General features: G+C 44.8%; 20 protein-coding genes and 2 pseudogenes. 7 read left to right on the forward strand and 15 right to left on the reverse strand.

What is annotated here, in order from left to right; genetic code table 11:
- Window positions 1-138: 138 nt before the first annotated feature.
- Together QUB70_RS25300 and QUB70_RS25305 are read right to left on the reverse strand one after the other, a co-directional pair.
- Window positions 139-1089, reverse strand: a complete 951-nt coding sequence (locus QUB70_RS25300; RefSeq protein ID WP_332984186.1) for a phytanoyl-CoA dioxygenase family protein — start codon at window positions 1087-1089, stop codon at window positions 139-141.
- 120 nt (window positions 1090-1209) lie between these two features.
- Window positions 1210-3072 carry an AAA-like domain-containing protein gene (locus QUB70_RS25305; RefSeq protein ID WP_332984187.1) on the reverse strand — a complete coding sequence of 621 codons (1863 nt, stop codon included), beginning with the start codon at window positions 3070-3072 and terminating at the stop codon, window positions 1210-1212.
- Between the two features lie 276 nt (window positions 3073-3348).
- Between QUB70_RS25305 and QUB70_RS25310 the strand changes: the two genes are divergently transcribed.
- The 3 genes from QUB70_RS25310 to QUB70_RS25320 all read left to right on the forward strand — a co-directional run bounded on the left by QUB70_RS25310 (window position 3349) and on the right by QUB70_RS25320 (window position 5468).
- On the forward strand, window positions 3349-3522 hold the full coding sequence (locus QUB70_RS25310; RefSeq protein WP_332984188.1) for a hypothetical protein: 174 nt from the start codon (window positions 3349-3351) through the stop codon (window positions 3520-3522).
- Window positions 3523-3553: 31 nt separating this feature from the next.
- Window positions 3554-3892 (forward strand): hypothetical protein, encoded by a 339-nt coding sequence (locus QUB70_RS25315; RefSeq protein WP_332984189.1) that lies wholly within the window; start codon window positions 3554-3556, stop codon window positions 3890-3892.
- A gap of 250 nt (window positions 3893-4142) precedes the next feature.
- A complete protein-coding gene (locus QUB70_RS25320) occupies window positions 4143-5468 on the forward strand; it encodes a serine hydrolase (RefSeq protein ID WP_332984190.1) in 1326 nt (441 codons plus the stop codon).
- A 241-nt stretch (window positions 5469-5709) separates the two neighbouring features.
- Here QUB70_RS25320 and QUB70_RS25325 read toward each other — a convergent pair whose 3' ends face one another.
- A complete protein-coding gene (locus tag QUB70_RS25325; protein ID WP_332984191.1) occupies window positions 5710-6084 on the reverse strand; it encodes a DUF4342 domain-containing protein in 375 nt (124 codons plus the stop codon).
- A gap of 220 nt (window positions 6085-6304) precedes the next feature.
- Complete coding sequence (gene glgA, locus QUB70_RS25330) at window positions 6305-7780, reverse strand: glycogen synthase GlgA (protein WP_332984192.1); 1476 nt, start codon at window positions 7778-7780, stop codon at window positions 6305-6307.
- Between the two features lie 122 nt (window positions 7781-7902).
- Between glgA and QUB70_RS25335 the strand changes: the two genes are divergently transcribed.
- Entirely contained in the window at window positions 7903-8052 is a 150-nt protein-coding gene (locus QUB70_RS25335) for a hypothetical protein (protein WP_332984193.1), read from the forward strand.
- 1 nt (window position 8053) lies between these two features.
- Here QUB70_RS25335 and QUB70_RS25340 read toward each other — a convergent pair whose 3' ends face one another.
- Together QUB70_RS25340 and QUB70_RS25345 are read right to left on the reverse strand one after the other, a co-directional pair.
- Window positions 8054-8353, reverse strand: a complete 300-nt coding sequence (locus QUB70_RS25340) for a hypothetical protein (RefSeq protein ID WP_332984195.1) — start codon at window positions 8351-8353, stop codon at window positions 8054-8056.
- A gap of 380 nt (window positions 8354-8733) precedes the next feature.
- Window positions 8734-9462 carry an AIM24 family protein gene (locus QUB70_RS25345; protein WP_332984196.1) on the reverse strand — a complete coding sequence of 243 codons (729 nt, stop codon included), beginning with the start codon at window positions 9460-9462 and terminating at the stop codon, window positions 8734-8736.
- A gap of 124 nt (window positions 9463-9586) precedes the next feature.
- Here QUB70_RS25345 and QUB70_RS25350 point away from each other — a divergent pair, with 124 nt between their 5' ends.
- Both QUB70_RS25350 and QUB70_RS25355 read left to right on the forward strand, forming a co-directional pair.
- Window positions 9587-11083, forward strand: coding sequence for a glycosyl hydrolase family 57 (locus tag QUB70_RS25350; protein WP_332984197.1), 1497 nt, complete (start codon window positions 9587-9589; stop codon window positions 11081-11083).
- A 602-nt stretch (window positions 11084-11685) separates the two neighbouring features.
- Complete coding sequence (locus QUB70_RS25355) at window positions 11686-11976, forward strand: hypothetical protein (RefSeq protein WP_332984198.1); 291 nt, start codon at window positions 11686-11688, stop codon at window positions 11974-11976.
- Between the two features lie 629 nt (window positions 11977-12605).
- Here the strand turns inward: QUB70_RS25355 and QUB70_RS25360 are convergent.
- Window positions 12606-12998, reverse strand: a complete 393-nt coding sequence (locus tag QUB70_RS25360) for a DUF2358 domain-containing protein (protein ID WP_332984199.1) — start codon at window positions 12996-12998, stop codon at window positions 12606-12608.
- 69 nt (window positions 12999-13067) lie between these two features.
- On the opposite strand from QUB70_RS25360, the gene QUB70_RS25365 reads away from it, so the two are divergent.
- A complete protein-coding gene (locus tag QUB70_RS25365; protein ID WP_332984200.1) occupies window positions 13068-13676 on the forward strand; it encodes a glutathione S-transferase N-terminal domain-containing protein in 609 nt (202 codons plus the stop codon).
- Window positions 13677-13866: 190 nt separating this feature from the next.
- On the opposite strand, the gene QUB70_RS25370 is transcribed toward QUB70_RS25365, so the two are convergent.
- The 8 genes and pseudogenes from QUB70_RS25370 to QUB70_RS25405 all read right to left on the reverse strand — a co-directional run.
- Window positions 13867-15291, reverse strand: a complete 1425-nt coding sequence (locus tag QUB70_RS25370; RefSeq protein ID WP_332984202.1) for an NADP-dependent isocitrate dehydrogenase — start codon at window positions 15289-15291, stop codon at window positions 13867-13869.
- Between the two features lie 311 nt (window positions 15292-15602).
- Entirely contained in the window at window positions 15603-16217 is a 615-nt protein-coding gene (locus QUB70_RS25375) for a DedA family protein (protein WP_332984203.1), read from the reverse strand.
- 136 nt (window positions 16218-16353) lie between these two features.
- A complete protein-coding gene (ahcY, locus tag QUB70_RS25380; protein ID WP_332984204.1) occupies window positions 16354-17631 on the reverse strand; it encodes an adenosylhomocysteinase in 1278 nt (425 codons plus the stop codon).
- Window positions 17632-17912: 281 nt separating this feature from the next.
- A complete protein-coding gene (locus tag QUB70_RS25385; RefSeq protein ID WP_332984206.1) occupies window positions 17913-18077 on the reverse strand; it encodes a hypothetical protein in 165 nt (54 codons plus the stop codon).
- Between the two features lie 496 nt (window positions 18078-18573).
- Window positions 18574-19263 carry a PEP-CTERM sorting domain-containing protein gene (locus QUB70_RS25390; RefSeq protein ID WP_332984207.1) on the reverse strand — a complete coding sequence of 230 codons (690 nt, stop codon included), beginning with the start codon at window positions 19261-19263 and terminating at the stop codon, window positions 18574-18576.
- A gap of 782 nt (window positions 19264-20045) precedes the next feature.
- Window positions 20046-20313: pseudogene (locus tag QUB70_RS25395) on the reverse strand (RNA-guided endonuclease TnpB family protein); the annotation flags it as partial.
- A gap of 91 nt (window positions 20314-20404) precedes the next feature.
- Window positions 20405-21906 (reverse strand): annotated as a pseudogene (locus QUB70_RS25400) (group II intron reverse transcriptase); the annotation flags it as partial.
- 72 nt (window positions 21907-21978) lie between these two features.
- A partial coding sequence (locus QUB70_RS25405) for a transposase (RefSeq protein ID WP_332984208.1) occupies window positions 21979-22583 on the reverse strand: 605 nt, incomplete at its 5' end.

Below are 22583 nucleotides of genomic sequence, written 5' to 3' on the forward strand. Positions count from 1 at the left end.
GAACACTTACTAAGCAAGGGAAACAAGATAGGGCTGACGCACCCTACAATACTATTTTAAATGCGTAACAGCTTAGCGGTTAAATCATTGCGATTCAACCGAAATTGATGAGATAACTGGCTTTTTGGGAAAATTATATTAACTTTTTTTCATAGTTTCCCTATGCTTATTCAAGAAATCTAACAATGCTTCTGCCTCCGGTGATGGCTGTAAACTGGCGTAAGAATAGCGATACAAACCTCTGCAAATCAAAGATAACCGTGTTGGGAGATCGAGCACAGATGGGATATCGACGATCGCATCATCAACTGGTGGAATATCCCCTCGCTGACAATATACTGCATAGCTAATTCGAGGCGATTTAGCCCGACTGCTGCTGCGGCTTCCCCAGTGAAAAACGTATTGATCCCAGCACGATAGAGTACCAGCTTGTGTCGGTAAAGCCCGGATATCTTCCAAGGCAAATTTAGTAGCTTTTGTCTTGAGATTTTTGATAGCTTCAGCATACTCTGGATCGCGGTTTGCCGGAATCATGTACATACATGAATTGAGGGGATTAGCCTCAGTAATTGTCACCCAGAGAGTAAGCACTGTCGGCATACCGTTGGAGTCTATAGTATTTTCGTACTCGGCGTCGCGGTGAGGCTCAAATCCTTTCCCGCTGTCAGAAGTTTCTATGTAATAAACCCAAAAATTTGGAACTAGCTTGTAGCCGTTTCCCAAAATTCCTGTCAAGGTTGAGTTAAAGTAACCAAATGCTTGATAGAAGACATCGTAGACGAGGGCAAACATTGTCGGAAACCCTGCTTTTCTGACAGTTTCTATACAGTCGCGCATCTGGTGAATAGTAGCAGCAGGTATTACGCTAGGTGTTTGGAAATAGCCTTCTTCTCGCAGTTGCAGGCTGTACTGGTCAATTTCTGCTTGGGGGACTGCCGAAAATTCTGAAAACCCTTCAAATGGTCGATCGGAAATAGTTAAATTGGGGTTGAGATTGCGCCAGTAGTTAATATCTTCTGCTACAGGCAGAAGTGGAATTAATTTATCTAAGTCAAGAGACTTTCTCAGAGTGACTGTTTCTTCTGTCATCGATCCTATTTTACGTTGATACTGCACAGGGGAAAGCCGGACGATCGCTCTTTTGCGATATTTGCGTTCATCTTTCCCCCTACTGCTGATTGTACGTCATTAACGAGCTAAAATCTCCAATTAATTCACTCCCAAATTAGTTTTAAAATATTGTCGGTACAATTCGCACCTCGGAATGCATTCATTCCCCTGCAATTTCACCAACCCCAAACTGTCCAACTTAAACGCCTGCATCGCCTTTAATTGCACCGGAGAATCCGCCGCCGCAATCTCTCTCATCCCCTGCGCCAACTCTGGATATTCTTCCAAATTCCACAACTGCCGGCGCAAATGGTCGCTGTAAATTCCCGCATCTGCGATCGCAGTTTCTTTTAATTCATCCAGTGTCAAATCCGAGCGCGAAATGTGATATAATGCAACTCGCACTAAATACGGATGTCCGCCGACAATTGCCATCAATTTCTCAACTTCGGCTTCCGACCAATTCAAGTTGTGGCGCGCTGCTAAATCTTGGATTTGCTGATGGTTGAATTCCGGCAAATCTACGGGAAGTCCGACGTTGAAAGGCGATTGATTGATGTTCATCGGGATATAAACTTCGGTGGAGTGAACTACAATTAATCGCAGTTTTTTCCAGATGTCGCGCCGCTTCGATTCTTCGTGCCACGCCCGCAACAGTCCTAAAAAGTCTTCGGCTATGTCGGGATATTGGAAAACGCGATCGATCTCGTCTAATCCTAAAATTAAAGGGCTGTCGATTTGCGGCAAAATGTATTTTTCAAAGTAATCTTTGCAGTTGACTTTGCTGCCAAAAATATCGTCCCAATAATCGTCTAATTGATTTGGCAAGTGCAACTCGCGCCCGACATAAGCGCAAAACCATTTTAAAAATTTATCTAAGTCCGCGAATACGGCTTTATCTACTAACTGAAAAGTTAGCGGCACTGTGCAATAACCTTGACGGGCTCCGTGATGCAAAATTCTTGCCATCAAGGACGTTTTGCCCATTTGTCTCGCTGCTTTAATTCTAATTAACGCGCTGGGCTGCAAAATAGTTTGATAGCAGCGTTCTTCGATGGGCTGGCGTTCTACATAAAATTGAGAAGCGACATCAACTTGTCCTCCCGGCAATTCCGGTTCGGCGGCGGGTAAAGGAATCTCGTCGCTGCTAATTTCTAATACCTGGTTGGGCGTTAAATCTTCCGGTTCTTCTTTCACTGGTGCGGGAGTTTCTGCTAGCAAACTCAGAACTTCTTCGATCAGAATGGGAGTGTCGGCGGGAGAACACCATTCTCTTTGTTCGATCCGGTACAGATAGCCGCGCAAATCGTGATTTAGAGGCGCGTTCAGGGGAAAACCGACGCGGATGGGGAGAATTATTGGTTTTCTGTCAGGGCGAGCATCTTGCAGTTCTTTTGCTTGCTGGACTTGATATGTTAGCAGTTCGCTTTGGCTGACAGTTGGCGGCAATAGCAACAACAAATAATCGCATTCTTTGAGGAAAAAGTTAATGCGATCGAACCAATTATCTCCCAATCTAATGTTATTTTCTGCTGTGAAAACTGTGTGACCGATCGCGCTTAAGGCCGTTTCCAACTGTTTTCCCAACTCGCGATCGGGTTCTGCGCTGCGATAACTGACAAATACTTTAACAATTCTGCTGGTGGCTGTTTCCCCCGCAGCGGGCAAATTGTCCGGCTTGTCTAAATCTTCCGCATCGTCTAGTTTAGCCGATCGGTGGTCGCCATTCGCCAGAGTCATCTCAAAAGCCGCGAACAACTGCCGAATTTTACTCAAATCCGCACCTTCTCTACCCTGCTTGATTTTGCTGACTGTATCGGCACCGACGCCAGATTCAGCCTCGATTTCAGTCAGAGTACCTCTAATGTTATTTCGGTCAGACCATTCTTGGATCGCCTCGTTAAGTTTCTTTAAACCAGAGGCAGTGAGAATGCGACCGCGATCGCGTTTTGACTTGAGCACTTCGCTTGCAGTGAAATGGGAACGAATTTAGAAATTTTAACGCCTTAAGTTCCTATTTTAAGCCATTGTAGGGGAGATTGTCAGCCAGCCGGAACTTAAGGAATTTTACTTAGGGAGGTTTTTTGGGCGATCGACTCCTGAAACTCTGTCCTGATAACGGCTTCAACTGTTGAATATATTTTAGTATCAAAAACTTTTCTTAACTCCCCAATCTCCGCCGCTAATGACCGCTTAACTTTTTAGAGTAGATACACCAAGCAAAAAAGGAGCAGCCAAATGAGCAAAATCCTACACAGACTGGCAATGGCCGCTTTGGGAACCGGCGCCATTTTCACAATTAATACACTTAATAATTTAACAGAAGCATCAGCCGCTGGTAAATTTGACCAACCAGAAATTCATCAAAACACAGTTTTTCCAATTTCCGTACCGGGGCAGTTCCATAAATAGGGAAATTCATTGATTTAATTAAGGAAAAATTATGAAGTCTACACTTTGTTTGCCGCAACCTACCGCTACAACATCTGACTCCGTTGATGCTGAGGCGATCGATGCCTGCATTGCACTTGCGTGGGTTGAATTGGTAGCATTAAATGCCAGCACTCTCACGGGAGATGATTGGCTGGTTCTGTGCGATGATATTGATAGCGGAGAAATCTACCGCGGTTGGTTTCTGTGGCACGACCGCGAAGTTAGCGGTAATTGGGAAGCTTACGATCCTTTGAGCGATCGCCGATTTGTCAAGAAAGGAAAAGTTTTTCTCAAAGCGGCGATCGACTCGATTGAAGATGCGAGAAATCTGGCGATCGCACAGCTATAATTTATTTAAGGCGAATAGAATTCGCGACTGCACTTGCCTTTCGTCCGCCCTTCTCGACGGGAAGAAAAAGGGGTAATACAACCGGATTCGATCGGAGTCCCGGAAATCGAATATTCTCAAAGAAAATAATAAAAATTACGGCTGCGGGCAAGAGTTGACTGTATCATGCTATGTGGTTCGCCCCGAAAGCGGTTGATAACGTTTTTTCAGCCGCTTTCTCGTTGCAGCCGTTAAACTCTTTTCTTCAAACATGACTCCAAAACTGCGATGGCTGTTGCCGGCCGCCCTTAGTGTTTTCTCGATCGCCCTGCCCGCAAAAGCTGATACACTAACATCTTGGCACTTCGATGCCAGCCAAAATCAACTCAATTTAACAACAGATTCAGGAGTCCAGCCGGAAGTTAAGCTAATCGCCAATCCCACCCGTTTAGTAATTGATTTGCCCGGAATAGTCTTGGAATATCCCGAAACTCCTCAAAGCTACAACTCAGCTATCCAACAAATTAGAGTCGGGCAATTTGACACCGAAACCACCAGGTTAGTGATACAATTAACTCCCGGTTATAAGTTAGACCCGCAAAAAGTCCGAGTCATTAGAGAATCTGCCACTCGTTGGTCGTTTCAGTTACCGAATCCCGAGCAAATAGCGGGGAACGAGTCTTTTCTACCAGCAGCTATTACCCAGATCGAACAAAAATCCGGTCAAGTTATACCAACAGTTTCTTCAGCAAATCCCAGAAACTATGCTGCTGATTTAGCGATGCGAACAGGTTCAGAAATGAGCGCAATTAAGCCTCAGATTGAAAGTGCGATCGAACAGTATAGATCCCTCAGCGCCGGAATGTTTTTTCTGGATTTAGATACAGGAGACTATTTAGACATCAAGGGCGATCGAGTATTTCCGGCCGCGAGTACCATCAAATTACCGATTCTGATAGCCTTTTATCAAGATGTAGACGCGGGCAAAGTTAGCCTGGACGAAACATTAGTTATGAAGTCAGACTTAGTAGCCAGCGGTTCTGGAACTATGCAAGACAGACCAAATGGCACTCGGTTTAGCATCAGAGAAACCGTAGATAAAATGATTACCATCAGCGACAATACAGCCACAAACATGATTATTGAACGTTTGGGGGGAATTGCTAAACTCAACGAGCGTTTTCGCAGTTGGGGATTAACTGATACCAGAATTCGCAATTGGCTCGGCGATTTTCAAGGAACAAATACCACAAGTTCTGTGGATATGGTAAAGCTGCTGGCGATGCTGTCTCGCGATAAATTAGTTTCTGAATCAAGTCGAGAACAGGCTTTAGAATTACTGCGGCGCACTACAACTAGAACGCTGCTTCCTTCGGGTTTAGGCGCGGGAGCCGTGATTGCTGACAAAACTGGAGATATCGGCTTTGTGGTGGGCGATGCGGGAATTATTGATATGCCGAACGGCAAGCGTTATTTAGCGGCCATATTTGTGAAACGTCCTTACAATGACCCGATTGTTAGAGAATTTGTGCGCCGGATTTCGCGGATTGTTTACAATTATTTAGACCAACCTGCGGCGAAAGCATCGGAATTATAGAACTTATGCAAAAAACCCGGTTTCTGGTAAAAATCGTCGATTGATACGAACAATTAATAGACCTCTTGCAAAAATAATTAGGACGGGCAAGATGCCCATCCCACAAGAAAAAATAACTCTTGTGGGACGGGCATCTTGCCCGTCCCATCAATTGATGAAAGGATTTTTGCAAGAGGTCTAACACAGAAACGGGGTTTTTGGTGTGGCTTGCGTAAGCGCTGAATTAACAATTAACTTAAGACTACTCTTTCCGCTCGATGGCTACAGTCAAATGAGCCGCAACTGCCCCAACTGTAGCAAGTACAGCAGCAATTGGAAATACTACCGATCCTGCAACGCCGCCAACCAATCCAGCCATCAGCGGAATGTCTGCCAAAGTCCGCCCTTGCGAGTTTTTGATGACGAGGCGGCGGAGTTTTCCTTGCTCAATTAGTTCTTTGACTTTAGCAATTAAACTGTCGGCGCTAATCTTAAATTCTTCCACTCTGACTTTTTCTTCTGTTGCAAATTCTGAAGCGAATAAAGGAGTTTCAACTGTTGGGTTGGCTGAATTTCCGGCGGCTGTTGCTGTTTCGTCTTGCAGAATCGTTACTTGTTGTTCTAGTTGTGAGTTCATTTTTTGTAAGGGCGGGTGAAAACCAGCCGTTTAATTTCTATACTTTTATCTTCGGCGATCGATCGCACTTGGAACAGGCAAGGAAACCCTACAATCTGCATTCGTACTTTCCACCCCCCCACTTTTACTCAAAACATTATCTCTGTCGGGTTAGATAAGGGCGGGTTTATCTATGCCTAAAGGTATAGAATATATCTCTAGGAATACCCGCCCCTAGTGATTATTTGTGTCGAATTAGCTCGTAAATTTCCACATAGTCTTTAGCTGGATATTTCCACGAATTATCGCAACTCATGCCTTGAAGCATTAGTTTTTCAAATTCATCATGATAGTCATACCACAATCCGATCGCGCGATCGAGCGCCGACTCTAAAGCCGAGTAGTCGGTTTGGTAAAATACGTAACCGTTGCGCTCTTCCGGGAGGTGGCGGGTGTCGTAATCTCGATCGAACACAGTATTCACCAAACCGCCAACTCCCCGCACCACAGGAACAGTACCGTACCTCAACCCGATCATCTGAGTCAGCCCGCAGGGTTCGTAATTGCTGGGAACCACAATCATATCCCCGCCAGCATAAATTAAATGCGACAGTTCCTCATTAAAACCTAGTTCTAAATGGCAGTCTGGATTGTCATTTAAAAACTGTTTCTCGTGCTGGAAATGATTATTAATTCCTGCTTCGGTGGCGGAACCCAAAAGCACGAATTGCGCGCCCTTACTCAGAGAGTAATAAATTGCATGGTGGACGAGATGAACGCCTTTTTGGTCGTCCAAACGACCGATAAAGGTAATAATAGGCTTGTCAGCATCGCGCAGGAACAGCCGATCGCGCAAAGCTTTTTTAGTTTTGGCTTTTCCTGCCAAATCCTCCTCAGTATAGTGCTGCGGAATATAGCGATCGCTCTCGGGATTCCACACATCATAATCAATGCCGTTGAGCACCCCGCGAAACTTATCTTGATATAAATGCAAAGTGTGGCCCAAACCGTAGCCGAACTCGCCGAGGTGAGCTTCCCAAGCGTGGTGCGGCGAAACCGTTGTGACAAAGTTCGAGTAAACAATACCACCTTTCATAAAGTTGATAGCAAAAGGGTTAAAGTTATCTCGGAGGCGATCGTACTCCAAATAATAATCCTCTCGATTCAAACCCGTTGCTCGCAAAATATCAATTCCTCCCATGCCTTGATGTTTGAAATTGTGAATGGTATAGCAGACTCGCTGATTTTCCATCCAATTGTATTTGTAAATTTCAAACAGCATGACTGGAACCAAACCAGTTTGCCAATCGTGACAGTGAATCACATCGGGACGCTTGTTGCTTCTGAGCAAAAATTCCAAAGCAGCTTTGCTGAAAAATGCAAACCGCATATTGTCATCATTGCAACCGTAATAACAGCCGCGGTTAAAAAAGTTATCTTGCGATCGAGGTTCGATGAAAAAACACAACACCCCGTGCACCCAGCCGCAGTAGACATCGCAAAGGATTTCGCCGCCATACCAGGGCACAGCAAGATCCCGGTATGCCTCGTGAAGTCCCCAAATGTGGTCATACCTCATGCAGTCGTACTTGGGCAGAATAATCTCGACAGCGTGGCCGGAATTCTGCAACTCCCGACTCAAACCGTAAACTACGTCGCCCAAACCCCCTGCTTTGATGACGGGGGCGCACTCCGAGGCAATTTGTACAATGTACATTTTTTTTTCTCGCTCCTGGATAAATCAAAAAAATATTTTCTTAACTTGACAAAGTATATGATTTCTCGCCAAATAAGCAAGTCGGCCATTGGGAATACAGGGAAAATAGGCGCTGCTAGCGGATGTTAAAACGGATTTGGGCGATCGCTGGCGATCGCCCAACGGGGAAGGATATCATCGAGGCGAAGCTGCAAGCTCTCCTTCAGGGTAGAAATAATCGGTTGAGCAAGTCGAAATTGTGGCAACTCGATCGCAAATTCCGCAAAATTTAACTCATTTTATCGCATTTGTCAACTCAATCTTTGGAGCCAAATCGCCATTTATCTCGTCTAGTTCCGAATATCGATCGAATAACTCACTCAAAGCTTCTTCTCCAGCAATCTCTCCATTACTGACAAACTTCTCTACCTCCACCGCACCATCACTCAAAAATTCAATTTCCCACCGTTCCCCAGGTACAGCCACAATCACCATCACAGCTTGGTCGCGATGATGCGCTAAACTGTAATCGATCGCCTGTTTTTGCAAATTTTGCAAAAATAAAATTAATTTATCAAATCCATTACTTTTCATCGATCAAATCTCCGATCGCTCAACAATTTGCGAACCATCCTAAAGCCTGGGATATTTTCTTTTTTCACCTCTTTCTATTTGCTCCCATATCATTTCGCTAAATTCTTCCCAACTTGGCGAACTTGCCGGAAGGTTTGCTTGTTTTATACTACCTTTTTTACCTTTAAGAATCTCAGACACTTTCATGCCTGCAAATTTGTGTGCGATGTTTCTTCCTCCTGATCTTATAGCGGTTCTCAGAAAGATGAGGTACGTAGTTGGGCTTTAGCCCTCTTAGTTTAGTGATTATATAAGCTGTCAGTCATACCTCATCTTTTTGAGAAAAGCTATACATAAATCCCACTCATAATTCTCATACCGATCGACAAAAATGCAACAACTTATCCCAAACCCATCCCATCATTTTCACACACTAACAATTTACCTTTCCCCTGATAAAACCAAACATAACCCTCCCCACCGCCTTTGCCAAAATGACCTAACTTTCGATAATCTTCTTCAATCCCCTTGGTAAATCCTTTAACCAAATCGCAATCAGCTATCAAAGTTTCACCTTGTCTGAGTTCGACAATCTTAGCCGGTGAATTTGTAGCAGCTACAACAGTAGCTTTTTGCTCGCGCAAAGCTGTAACAGCAATTCTCCACCTACCGTCATTAGAAGCAGCCACTTGCCGGAATTTCAGTTTTTTAGCACCGATAACTACATTGTCCGAACAAAACTGAAATATACCGTCATCAAACTCCCACTGCTCCGCATCCAAAAGCTCGATCGGCGTATAATGCAGGAAATGCCCTTTTTGTCTCGGTTCCAGTTTCACCGTACCAGTCCCTTGATATACGGGAGCGTTGTAGTCCATTTCCGTTGTCAAAGATACCCACATATCTTTCAAACGGTTATCCGTTTTATAAACACCGGAAGTCAATTTCCCCATACACCAATGCAGCGCACCTTTTTGAATGATCGCTCCCGAATTGTTCAAGTTAATTTCTACTTGCTGAACAAACGGAATATTCTTAGTGGGATGATAAAACTTGTTGGTTTCAGGATTGATATTATTTTGGATATACCACAAATCCGTTGGTTCCAAAACCTTGATTTCGTATTTCATAATTTACCTCGCCTCTTTACATGAAATATGTTAAACATTTGCAGGCATATTCTGCTACTATTAAATTTTACAGCTATTTTAGCAATAGCAGACAGTGCCGCTCCACAATTGTTGAGAAAAATTTATGCCTGCGATCGCACAATCTCCCAATTTACCCATTTTACAAGAAATCAACTCAGGATTGCCCAACATTTGCGGCTCCGAAGCAGAAATCAGTACCGCAGCCAATAGCAACGAACCAGTCTTTCTACCTACCACAAATCTGCGCCTCGAAAATATTCAAGCCGGATTCGCCTGCGCCCTGCATATGCACCAACCGACAATTCCTGCCGGTGCAAACGGCGAACTAATCTGCCATCTCCAGTATATGTTTGAAAATCCCAACCAAGGAGACAATCACAACGCCGGAGTGTTTGCTTGGTGCTATTCTCGCATGGGAGAATTCATTCCCCAACTGATAGCCGAAGGCTGCAACCCGCGAATTATGCTCGACTATTCCGGCAATTTGTTGTGGGGATTGCGCCAGATGGGACGCGACGATATCTTCGACAATCTCAAGCGGATTACCTGCGAACCTCAATATCAACCTCACGTAGAATGGCTGGGGACAATGTGGAGTCACGCCGTCATTCCCTCAACTCCCATTCCCGACATCAAACTCCAAATACAAGCATGGCAACATCATTTTGCAGCCATTTTTGGCTTGGATGCCCTGAAGCGCGTTAAAGGTTTTTCGCCCCCAGAAATGCACTTTCCAAATCACCCAGATACACTGTACGAATACATCAAAGCTTTGAAAGAATGCGGCTATCGCTGGCTGATGGTGCAAGAACATTCAGTAGAAAATCCCGACGGTTCGGGATTGTCGCAAGACCAAAAATATATTCCCAACCGTTTGGTTGCCCGCAATTCTCGCGGCGAAACGATCGGCATCACTGCTTTGATTAAAACCCAAGGTTCCGATACAAAATTGGTCGGTCAAATGCAGCCTTATTACGAAGCAAAAGGACGAAATAAACAGCAAATTGGCAGTGTCACAGTTCCTTCTTTAGTTACTCAAATTGCCGACGGGGAAAATGGCGGCGTGATGATGAATGAATTTCCCAGCGCTTTTGTCAAAGCTTGGCACGAAAACCGCGAACAAGGCGGGGGAAAATCCGGTGTTGTCGGTTTAAACGGCACTGAATATTTGGAGATAATTGAAGCGGCGGGTGTTAATCCTGAAGATTATCCGATTTGTCAGGGGATTAACCAGCACAAAATCTGGCAGTTAGTCGATCCTGATAGTGCTACACCGGAAAAAGTCGAAAGTGCGATCGCCCAACTCAAGCAAACAGACCATAATTTTCACATGGATGGTGCTTCTTGGACTAACGATTTGAGTTGGGTGAAAGGCTACGAAAATGTCTTGGAACCGATGAATCTACTCAGCGCTGCATTTCACAAAAAATACGACTCGCTGGTGCAGCAAGATGCGACTGTTACCAAGCAGTTTGAATACCAGCAAGCTTTGCTTTACAACTTGCTGCTACAAACAAGCTGTTTCCGCTATTGGGGACAGGGAACTTGGACTGATTACGCGCGCGAACTTTACAACCGCGGCGCTGCTTTAATGAAGTAGGAAAAGTTTGCAGTTGCGGTGTGGAGAAAAACCCGCAACTGCGAACTTGACCAAATTTTAGAAATAAATAATTCCAGTACACCCGGATTTGATATCAACCCTACATTCGCCGATCTCCTCGCATATTAGAGGGAAGAGGGAAGTAGATAAAAAACAGTATCCATTGAAACTTTTTAGCTGCAAAAGTCAATATTTTCTCTTAAATCTTCCTTGAGGCATAACTAATATTACTAGGTAAAATTTTATTTCGTTCTCTGGATGTTAAGCTGTTGTGCATTTAAATTGCAGATTCTGGGGGTTGCTCTGAGCAACTGCCCAGAAGAGTTGTATGATTTTTTGACAGGCAATTTAAAGGCTGACTAGCTTACTCAAGTCAGTAAATTTTTGGATTGTGGTCAGCATTTGTGCCGTGATAAAATTCGGAAATAATCTCAGCAAACTTATTTGAAATCAGCGTGCTACTGCCACAGTTTTTCTTGCTTTAAAAGTGACAATCCAGAACATCAGGATTGAGGCAAGAGGTTGGCGCTGCTTTTAGTAGCTGGCTTCGTATTGCGTTGGGATTATTTAACTAATCATCAGGCTAAAAAATAGCCGAGATTATGAAATATTTTTTCCTGTTTACCTTCGCTTTAATCCTTTCTGGGGCAATGGCACTAGGCTCTGTTTCACATAAAGTTACTGCCTATAATCAGGGGGAAATGGAGAGGATAGCTGACAATACACCCTCCGCAAGTCGCTACTCTGTCAGCGGCTCACGCAATGGCATTGTTACCGTCAAAGATGCTGTTTCTTCAGAGGTGATTCGCACTTTTAAAATGGATGATGGAGTAGTTGTCAGGGAAACATTTCTCTTAGACGGTGGCAAGACTGTTGGGATCTTCTGGGTTTAGGGTAAATATTGTATTATTGGATACAATTATGACGATTTTGTATTAGTGAAACCCTTGCTATAAAAGGCTTACAACTCATATTAGCTTTGTTTGTCACCGCAAACCCAGAAGACCCGGGACAGTAGAAGATTTTGATGCTTATAAAAACTTATTGTCAAGTTATGGAGATAGTACACGAGACATTAGTAACCAACTGGCAGCAGCCATTGTATTAGATGAGGGTGGAAGGATCTATTGTCATCAAACTTGGGCACTGGCTTGGAAAAAACGGAATACTAAGGCACGAGAAAAATACCTTGATGATACAACGGAAATGCTCCGTAAATTGGGTCTTGAATTAATGCCAACAAAACCATAAGAGGACTGACATACGGGTAGCCTGAAACCGGGTTTTTTACGAAAATTCTTCGCTGTATTCCACAGATTAAGTAAAAACCCGGTTTCTTCGATCGTGGTGCGTAAGTCCCAAGGAAAATTCTTCGCTGTCACCCACAGATTAAGTAAAAAACCCAGTTTCTCTGTCGGGAGCGTGTAGGTCATGCTATATTTAAGTTTGCCAACTTAAATCAAAGATTCAATTTCACCCATCAAGCAGTTCAGCAGGATATCAAAAAACCTAACCATCATTTTCAAACATTAGTTTTGACGGGAAACACAAGCTGTTTGAGCACATCCAACCGCGAACAGTTCCAGTAATCGATGTGAGAAACGATTAAATCATCACTGTTGACTTTAAGTTCGCTCCTACCGGCGATCGCCATTTTCGGCCTCCAAGGTAGCGGTGCAGTCCAACTCAGCGTCCAGCGAGTTTCTATAGTATCTCCCGACTGCGAAATCCCGTGCAAATCGAGATTTACATCCTGAAAAAAAGTCCCCATAAACCCGATCATTTTGCGGTAGCGCTCGACTCCTGTAAATCGATTCACCGGGTCTTCAAAATAAACATCTTGGGCGTAAATTTTGTAAGTCTGATTTGCGGGGAATCTTTGATAATCGTCTTTGAGAATTTCAATAATATCCATTATGATTAGCTATTTGCCTTAAATTATTATAATATAGTTTATATATGCTTGAGAAAAGGCGGACAATTTATGATCGACCTCTACACTTTTACCACACCGAACGGCCGCAAAGTCTCGATCATGCTCGAAGAAATAGGTTTACCCTACAGCGTGCACGTCATCGATATCACAAAAAACGACCAATTTAGCCCAGAGTTCATCGCAATCAACCCCAACAGCAAAATTCCGGCGATAGTCGATCGAGATAACGGCATCACCGTCTTCGAGTCCGGCGCTATTCTGATCTATCTTGCCGAAAAAAGCGGCAGATTTCTGCCCACAGACAAACAAAAATACTTTCAAGTTATAGAGTGGCTGATGTTCCAAATGGCCAGCGTCGGCCCGATGTTCGGTCAGCTAAACCACTTCAAACGCTTTGCACCCGAACAAATTCCCTATGCGATCGGGCGTTACGAAAAAGAAACCTTGCGCCTCTACGGAGTATTAGACACTCAACTAGCAAAATATGAATACATCTGCGGCGACTATTCTATAGCCGACATTGCTACCTATCCCTGGGTTGCTATTTACGAATTTCAAGGATTAACCCTCGACAACCACCCCCACCTCAAACGTTGGGTAGAAACCTTGCAGAAGCGTCCCGCAGTTGAGCGCGGCATGGCTGTTCCATCCTCATAAGCTGTCCCCCATCTAAATTGTATTTTGGGGCGGGCGGGACACCCCACAAGCAAGTTGACTTTTTGTGGAACGGGCTTCTAGCCCGTTCTTAATAAATAGCCGGCGGGCTAGAAGCCCAACCCCTACTCCCCACAAGCAAATTGACTTTTGTGGAACGGGCTTCTAGCCCGTTCTAAAAAAGCCCTCAAACTCAATCCGCGAAATGCTTAATAATCGCCTCAGCAAACTCCGAACACTTCAACTCCGGCACCGGCGGCTCCATCAACCTCGCCAAATCGTAGGTAACTTCACCATTAGAAATTGCCGCTCCCAAACCCTTCTTAATCAAATCTGCTGCTTCCTGCCATCCCATATATTCCAACATCATCACCCCAGACAAAATCAGCGAACCGGGATTGACTTTATCTAAACCGGCGTGTTTCGGTGCAGTGCCGTGAGTCGCCTCAAAAACTGCACATTCATCACCAATATTCGCGCCGGGGCCCATGCCCAATCCGCCGACAATGGCGGCCGCCGCATCGGACAAATAATCGCCGTTCAAATTCATGGTTGCCAAAATGGAATATTCGCCCGGTCTAGTTTGAATTTGTTGGAAAATACTGTCAGCTATTCGGTCGTTGACCATAATTTTTTCCTTCCACTGCCCGCTGCCGTGACTGTCCCAAATTGTAAATAGAACATCGGCGACTTCTTGACGAATTATGGCTTGTTTTTCGGGAGTCAAAGCATCGTATCCCGGATCTATTTGGCGGGCATTGTCTTCTAAGCTAATGTCTGGATTTTTTTCTTTGTTGCCGAGAATCCAAGATTCTCTTTCAGTCACGCACTGAGCGCGATATTCGGTGGTTGCCAGCTCGTAACCCCAATCTCGGAAAGCTCCTTCGGTGTATTTCATGATGTTGCCTTTGTGCACCAAAGTCACTTGCTGCTTGTCTTTCGGCAACCGCAAAGCGTGGGCGAGCGCCCGTCGCACTAAACGCTGAGAACCTGTTTTGCTAATGGGTTTAATTCCGATTCCCGAATCGAGGCGAATTTGTTTTTTGCCGTGTTCGGGTGTGGCTGGAATTAACTCGTTATTGAGGAACTCAATCAATTTTTTGCCGATTTCGCTGCCTTTGGCCCATTCAATTCCTAGGTAAATATCTTCTGTATTTTCCCGGTAAATAATTACGTCTAGCAGTTCAGGAGTTTTGTGCAGCGATGGGGTTCCATCATAATATTTGCAGGGCCGCACGCAGGCGTAAAGGTCAAAGATTTGCCGCAAAGCTACGTTGAGCGATCGAATGCCGCCCCCAATTGGCGTTGTCAGCGGGCCTTTGATGGCGACTCCGTATTCTTTGATGGCGTCTAAGGAATCCTGGGGCAGATATTGGTAAGTACCGTAGACATCGCAGGCTTCGTCGCCTACATAGATTTTAAACCAGTTGATTTTTCGATCGCCGCCGTAAGCCTTTTCTACCGCAGCATCCATGACTTTCTGGGATGCAGGCCACAAGTCAACGCCCGTACCGTCGCCGCGAATGAAGGGAATAATCGGGTCATTGGGGACGATCGGCGAACCGTCAGAGAAAGTAATTTTAGAACCAGTTGTCGGAGCTACAATCTTTTCGTACATATCTTAACAGTGCGGATAGCAATGTTCCCTATTTTGCCACGATTATCTGTCTAAACCTCAACCCATCATAAATATTTGTATAAATTTAAGTTAGATTTTTGGGCGATGGGCTGCCCGTCACTGCGATCGGGCGATCGTAAATTTAAAAGTAAATTTAAGAAAGTAGCAAAGATAGCAGAATTTAGATATAATATGCCCATCTCTATTTCAGCGCTACTGTTGGGAAGATGCTGGAAGCGAGTCCAAATGGCGATTGATTGTAGCAGCAGATGAACCCAGAGAAAGGCAGATTATTTTCATATAATTTGCGTTTATTTGCGATATTTTTCCTTCTGCATATTCTTTTTTACAACCCACAAAATAAACCCGATGACAATAATCACCGCAACTATTTTGGAAACAGGGGCAAGATAATCATCTACACGTTCATAATTTTCCGCTAGTTTATATCCGGCCAAGGTTAGAAAACTTACCCATAGAATAGTCCCGCCTGTTGAGTATGCCAGAAAGGGAATTAAAGGCATATTGTTGATGCCTGCGGGCAGGGAAATCAGGGTGCGGACTCCCGGTACGAGGCGACACAAAAATACGGCTTTGTTGCCGTGTCTGGTAAACCATCTATTTGCTTTGTCAATATCGGCGCCGGATACTGCGATCCATTTGCCGTATTTGTCGGCTAAATCTCTCAAGCGTTCTTCGCTCAATAATTTACCTGCATAGTACCAGGGAAGCGCTCCTAAAACTGTGCCAATTACTCCAGCAGCGATCGCCGGTGACAACTGCATATCGCCCTTGGATGCGGTGAATCCTGCCAGGGGCATAATCAATTCTGAGGGGATGGGCGGGAAAAGATTTTCTAAAAACATCAATAGCCCTATTCCCAGATAGCCCATCGACTGCATTGTGTTAGTTATCCATTCAACCATTTTGATTTAATAATTTGGTAAGAAGAAGTCATTAGTCAGTAGTCATTAGTCAGTAGTCATTAGTCAGCAGTCATTAGTCAGCAGTCATTAGTCCTTGCTCGTTCCCAGGCAGAGCCCGGGAACGAGAATACTATGATTAAGTTCCCGAAGTCCAAGAGTTAGTGTACTCAATTTGTTCGGCAGTCAAGGTATCAATGTGAATACCCATTGCTTCCAATTTGAGACGGGCAATTTCTTTGTCAACTTCCACGGGAATTGAGTGAATACCAGGCTCTAGTTTGCCTTTGTTGGTAACCAGATATTCGCAGGCTAAAGCTTGGTTAGCAAAGCTCATATCCATCACGGCGCTGGGGTGTCCTTCGGCTGCTGCCAAGTTGATCAAACGGCCTTCGCCCAACACAATAACCGATTTGCCATTATTGAGGTGATATTCTTGAGTGAAAGAGCGAACTGTTTTCACGTCGGTGCTTTTTGCGCCGAGGGATTTGAGGTCGATTTCAATGTCGAAGTGACCGGAATTGCAAACAATTGCGCCGTCTTTCATGGTGTCGAAATGTTCGGCACGAATGACGTGTTTGTTGCCGGTAACGGTAATGAATATATCTCCAACTGTTGCTGCTTCGTCCATCGGCATGACGCGGAAACCGTCCATCACTGCTTCGATCGCCCGAATCGGATCGATTTCGGTGACAATTACGTTAGCACCCATGCCGCGGGCCCGCAGTGCCGTGCCTTTGCCGCACCAACCGTAACCTGCAACTACAATATTTTTACCGGCTAACAAAATATTGGTAGCGCGGATAATTCCGTCTAGGGTAGATTGACCCGTACCGTAGCGGTTGTCGAAGAAGTGCTTGGTGTCGGCGTCGTTGACGTTCATTGCTGGGAAAGTCAGCACGCCATCTTTCAACATTGCCCGCAGGCGGACGATGCCTGTGGTAGTTTCTTCGGTAGTTCCGATCAAGTCGGAAATTTGGTTGGGGCGGTGCTGGATCAGAGCAGCTACCACGTCGCTGCCGTCGTCGATGATAATATTGGGGCGGTGGTCTAGGGCTGTGTAGACGTGACGTTCGTAGGTAGCCGCGTCTTCTCCTTTGAGGGCGAAGACGGAAATGCCGTAGTCTTCAACTAAGCAAGCTGCTACGTCATCTTGAGTGCTCAAGGGGTTGCTGGCGATCAGTACGGCGTCGCCACCGCCGAGTTTGATGGCGATCGCCAAATGAGCGGTTTCTGTGGTTACGTGGCAGCAAGCAGCCAAGCGAATGCCAGCGAAAGGCTTTTCTTTAGCGAAGCGTTCTTGAATTTGCCGCAAAACGGGCATTTCCCGGCCTGCCCACTCGATGCGTTGCTTTCCCAAGGGGGCGAGGGACAAGTCTTTGACTTCGTGTTTAATCTTGACGGATGTAGCAACCATGTATGTTATTTCTGAGAAATCATCAAACTTTGTTAGTTTTAGCAGATTAACCCCTCGGCGGGCAAGTGCTGTGATTTTAATCGCTTGGGGTGGGCGGTGCTAATCTTAAATTTTGATTGTGTTCGATCGACCAATTTGCGATCGGCACGGGGGAGTCACCCGCACCGCGAGAGTCATTCGATTTTAGATTTTAGATTTTGGATTGATTCCACGGATAAATCACGTGGCGGGTACCATCAAGAAATTCGCTTGTCAAAAATTCCTGTCGGGCGATCGCGATCTCAATCTTTTTTGTTAGCGCGGCGTTCTTGAATTATATGAATAATAGAAGGCACAAAAGAAAGTACAATTATTCCCAAAACAATCGGCAGTAAATATTTGTCAACTCGATCGGGAGGAATCATTTTTCCCAAATAATAACCAAGCAGCGTTAAGCTGTTGTGCATTTAAATTGTATATTTCGAGTCCCGATCGAACAATCGTCAAATCCTCTCCCCCGATCCCCATCGGACCCTCTCCCTCTCTAATACCATAGGCAATCTAGATGCAACACAGCTTATCCCCACCGTCCACACAAACCCGCCGACGAGGTTATAAAACATAAAAGTTTTGTATTTCATTGCCGCCACTCCCGCCACTATCGGCGCAAAAGTCTTGTCACTGGTGCGGCGGATAAAAACCAGGGTTATGGTGGCGATTAAAGCCGCGTGCGATGAGCGGGCATTACAATTCCTCAACCCGTATTGGTGAATTTGTAAGGCTTGAACTCATCGAACAACTCTGCGTCAAATTCAGCAAGCGACGGATAATATCGAGATGTCCTTTTGTTGAAATCAAGTTGTTGAAATCAAGAAAAAGGCGAGCCGATTTCCCATCAGCGCGCCTGCAAATCCTATTCTTTTTTGTAAAACGTAATTGAGCCGATCGTTCGCGTTAAAAAATTTAGGAAGCCGTCTTGCTAGCGCGGCGGCGGCGTGCTGCAACCAAACCGGCGAAACCGAGAGCCAAACCAGTCATCGTAATCGGTTCGGGAACTGCTTCGGCGCTCACGGTGAAGTCTTGGAAGTCTGCGTCGTTGCCGTTACCGCGATCGTCAAAGGAGATTAGCGTGCCTCCGTTAGACAGAGAACCAGTTCCGTCTGTGAATTGTCCGGCAGCTTGGAAGATATTCGTTGTTTCTTTGCCGAGTGCGTTCCACAGCGGCGACGCCCCGCCAAACACTGCTTGCTGGCTGCCGTTCAAGGCTGAGGTCGAGTAGACAGTGCCGCCCCAGCCGCTGTCGAGTCCCAAAGTGTAAACTTGATTTGCCAGGAATGTGAATACTGCCGAGCCAGAACCCAAGACTGTATTGCCCAGAGATCCTTTCCATTCGTTCTCGCTGCCGTTGTCTGAGGATTTAGTTTCCGCAAACAGGGTGCTAACTAGAGAGGCCACCGAGTCCTTCACGCTGTAAATTCCCAAAGAGGAAGTATACCCACCGTGAGATTCTTGGAACTTAAACTTGACACTTGTATCTTGCTCGAATGTGATGCCGCCGGTACCAAAGGAGAAAGCCTGAGCTGGAGCTCCGGCGCCTAACAGAGCTGTTGCGGTTGCGGTAGCTACTAGGGCAGATAAGAGTTTGGTATTCATAACTTGTTCCTCTGTGCGACTATTTTAATAATTTGATTATGGAATACTTTGTTTGTGTTTTTCGCACTTTAGGTGAATGTTGACAGACTCTTTATCTAGCCTTTACAGCTCCTTCACAAATGCTGTCGAGCCAATAGGCTTGTGGGGATCGCTCCCTAAGAATACACACAAAGTAATTATAAAAATTGTCGCTTAAAACCTTGTATTTACTGGCATGGGAGCGCGGAGGGGCAAAACTGATTGCGGTCTGGCTTATGCTAATTCTTGATTTTATTCCAAGTCTAAATTCTCAAAAGCAAACACTTACGTATAAACACGGTGATACCAGGGCCAACTGACAGTTATAGGAGTTTTATATTAACCAGAAACTGCGATTATTGGTTTTTTAACACTTACGTAGGCGAGTTAAAGTAGTTGATAGATCGGGTAAATTACGTACAAAGTGCGATCGTTGGTTTGATGTCTTTTGGTTAAATTAGGGGGAACCCGCGCCGTGACAGCTCCCAAAAAGGGGAACCCGCACCGTGACAGCTCCCAAAAATGCGATCGAGATGCGATTGAAGCAGATTGAAGCGGTCAATCGATTTTAGATTTGAGATTTGAGATTTTAGATTAAAGAATTGAAGAAAGCGACCCCACCGATCGGTCAGGGGGCTGGCGATCGGGATTCGGAGCTGTTTTCTCGCTCCACGAATGAATCCGGGGGCTTGTGACTAAATTGCTTGATTGTCAAAGAGCGGATTGCTCCTCAACAAATAGCTGGTAAAACTATAGTCATTTATTGCAATGACATGGGAGGCATCAGCCCTCCCCTTTCTGTTTTACTTTGAGCGGATCAACCCGCATTGGCCCAACTACGCAGCTCCCTATCCCATCGCTGAACGCATTTGGGATTGCTTTTGAGAGAATGTTGTACGAAGCATTTATGTCAGAATTGATTAACCGACCAGTCGATGTTTTGTACAATCCTCGTGCGATCCGTTTGCCAGTAAATACAGGCTTTTTTTCGGTTTTTCCATAAACAGGAATTGGGTCTAAACCTAAAAAATTAAAGTCGGCGACCCCCTCACGAGAGCCGCCGCTCTCCAAAACCGTGCGTGAAAATTTCTCTTCACACGGCTCCTCAATGACTCGGTGATTGTCACTCATACCGCGTTACCAACATATCCTCTTTCCAGAACCATTCTGTATGTGAGGGTGGCTTAGGTTTAGCACTTTTACAGCTAGATTTTGTACCCAGACTGCCATCTGTTGCAGTCTTTATATCGTGGCAATGTCTGTGAAGTAAGTCCCAGTTTTCATAAGAATCCTTTCCACCTTTCGATTTAGGAATTCTGTGGTCAACTTCCATGACATCTTCGTCTCGAAAATGTAATCCGCAGTGAGAACATTTACCCTTTTGAATCTTAAGAAGTGTTGCCACTCTTTTGGGACTTTCAGGGTGTTTTCCCATTCTTGTACTCCAATACACTAGGTTTCCGTCGTATGGTGACGATTCGCCTTTAACTTTGGCATGGTCTATGATTTTTATTTGACCATGTTTGCGTAACCGGAGAGGGTTAATCCCTTCTTCCCTGGTTGCGAATACCCAGTGGTCATCGCCTAGAGTTTTCCAGTATTTATTGGACACCCATGTTTTCGATTTTTTCGGATGGCGATGATTTGCCCAAGCTCTGAGTTTTTGATACACCAGGGAGTCTAATTTATAGAAGACTTTGCTACTTGGAACCGTTCGGTAATAGTTAGTCCACCCTATAATTAGAGGATTTAACCTCTTAATTAAATCTGATTGAGATTTGGTTTTGTGGATGTCTATTACTCTTGCGATCTCTTTGAGGTGTATCTTGACTTTTTCCGGGCTTGGGGTGATGATTGTGCTGAAACCCAGTATTTTTCCTTGGGGGTTTTTCCCGCTAGTGTATTTGCCAGATGGATATTGCCTGACTTTAAATCCCAGGAAATCAAATCCTGGAGACTGTCCATCATGGCTGCTCATTGTGTGAGCTATCCTTGTTTTACTGGATTTTAGCTCCAAACCCATGCCTTTTAACCATTCAGAGATTATCTCTTTACACTTTTGAACAACGGTTAAATCAACGCGCGAGAATTACGAAGTCATCGGCGTATCTTATTAAGGATATGCTTTTACATTTCTGTTGCCAGCTTACTTGCCCTTTTCCTTTTGATTTTTTGATGTCCAAGGTTTTGGCAAATTCCTTAATTCGATGTTCCATCCCGTGGAGAGCTATATTAGCCAGTAGTGGAGAAATGACTCCGCCTTGTGGTGTACCCTCAAGTGTTGGAAACAACTGCTGTCCGTCCATCACTCCCGCTCTGAGCCATGCCCTGATTTGGCGGCGTAAAAGCGGGAATGTATTTAATTTTCTAAGCAGTGCTTCATGGTCAATTTTGTCGAAGCATTTGGCGATCTCGGCATCTAGCACATATTTTTGCTTATACCTAATCGCATTAAATATTGCCCCGATAGCATCTTGGCACGAGCGTCCAGGTCTGAACCCATATTGGTTCGGTTCAAATCGCGCTTCCCATTCTGGCTAAGCGTGCCAGTTTAACAAGCGCCTGCAATGCCCGGTCTTTCATTGTCGGGATTCCTAAAGGTCGCTTCTCTTCTGTACCAGGCTCATTACTCACAAGTTAAGCTAAAAACACTATTGTCAATGAGTAATTTTACTCATTTTTTACCTGTTGACCCAATTAAAATATGACTCCATTTGTTCCCTTATTATTGAAAAAAAATTGTTCGGGACTTCTTTGAGTTCCAGGGAAAGGAGAAATAATTAGCCTGACATGAGGTTTTCGTCGTCGCTTAACAATCCCTAAATCTTGATTTTCGTCGGCGGCAAAATATTTAACTAGGTCCGAAGCTATTCCTTTTTGATAGGCAACCGAAAAATGATACATCCCCCGATAAATCATTTCTAATGAAACCCGTTCCATTGGTACTCCTAATTCATCTGCAACGGCATCTCCTAAATCTACTAAAACTGCATAAAATAGCCAAGTCGCCCAGATTTGGAGCTTGATTCCGTTTAACGAACCTGTCCATAAATAGCTGAGATTTAGTAATCTTTTTACTAGGCAAAATGCCTCTTCAATTCGCCAGCGTCTTTGATATAAATCTGCCACTACATAGGGGGGCAATATTTCTGGTTCTCTGACACTTGTCAGATAAGAACACCAGGAATTTTTGGAGCGAATCTGTACTAATCTTATAGTCAAAGTTGGTGTTTTTTTCGTGCCTGCACCTATTTTAATTATCTGGTCTTTGACATCATAAGTATTGGTTAATACCCGCTCTA

This window comes from Microcoleus sp. A003_D6 (genome assembly GCF_036702825.1).
Taxonomy (GTDB): Bacteria; Cyanobacteriota; Cyanobacteriia; order Cyanobacteriales; family Microcoleaceae; genus Microcoleus.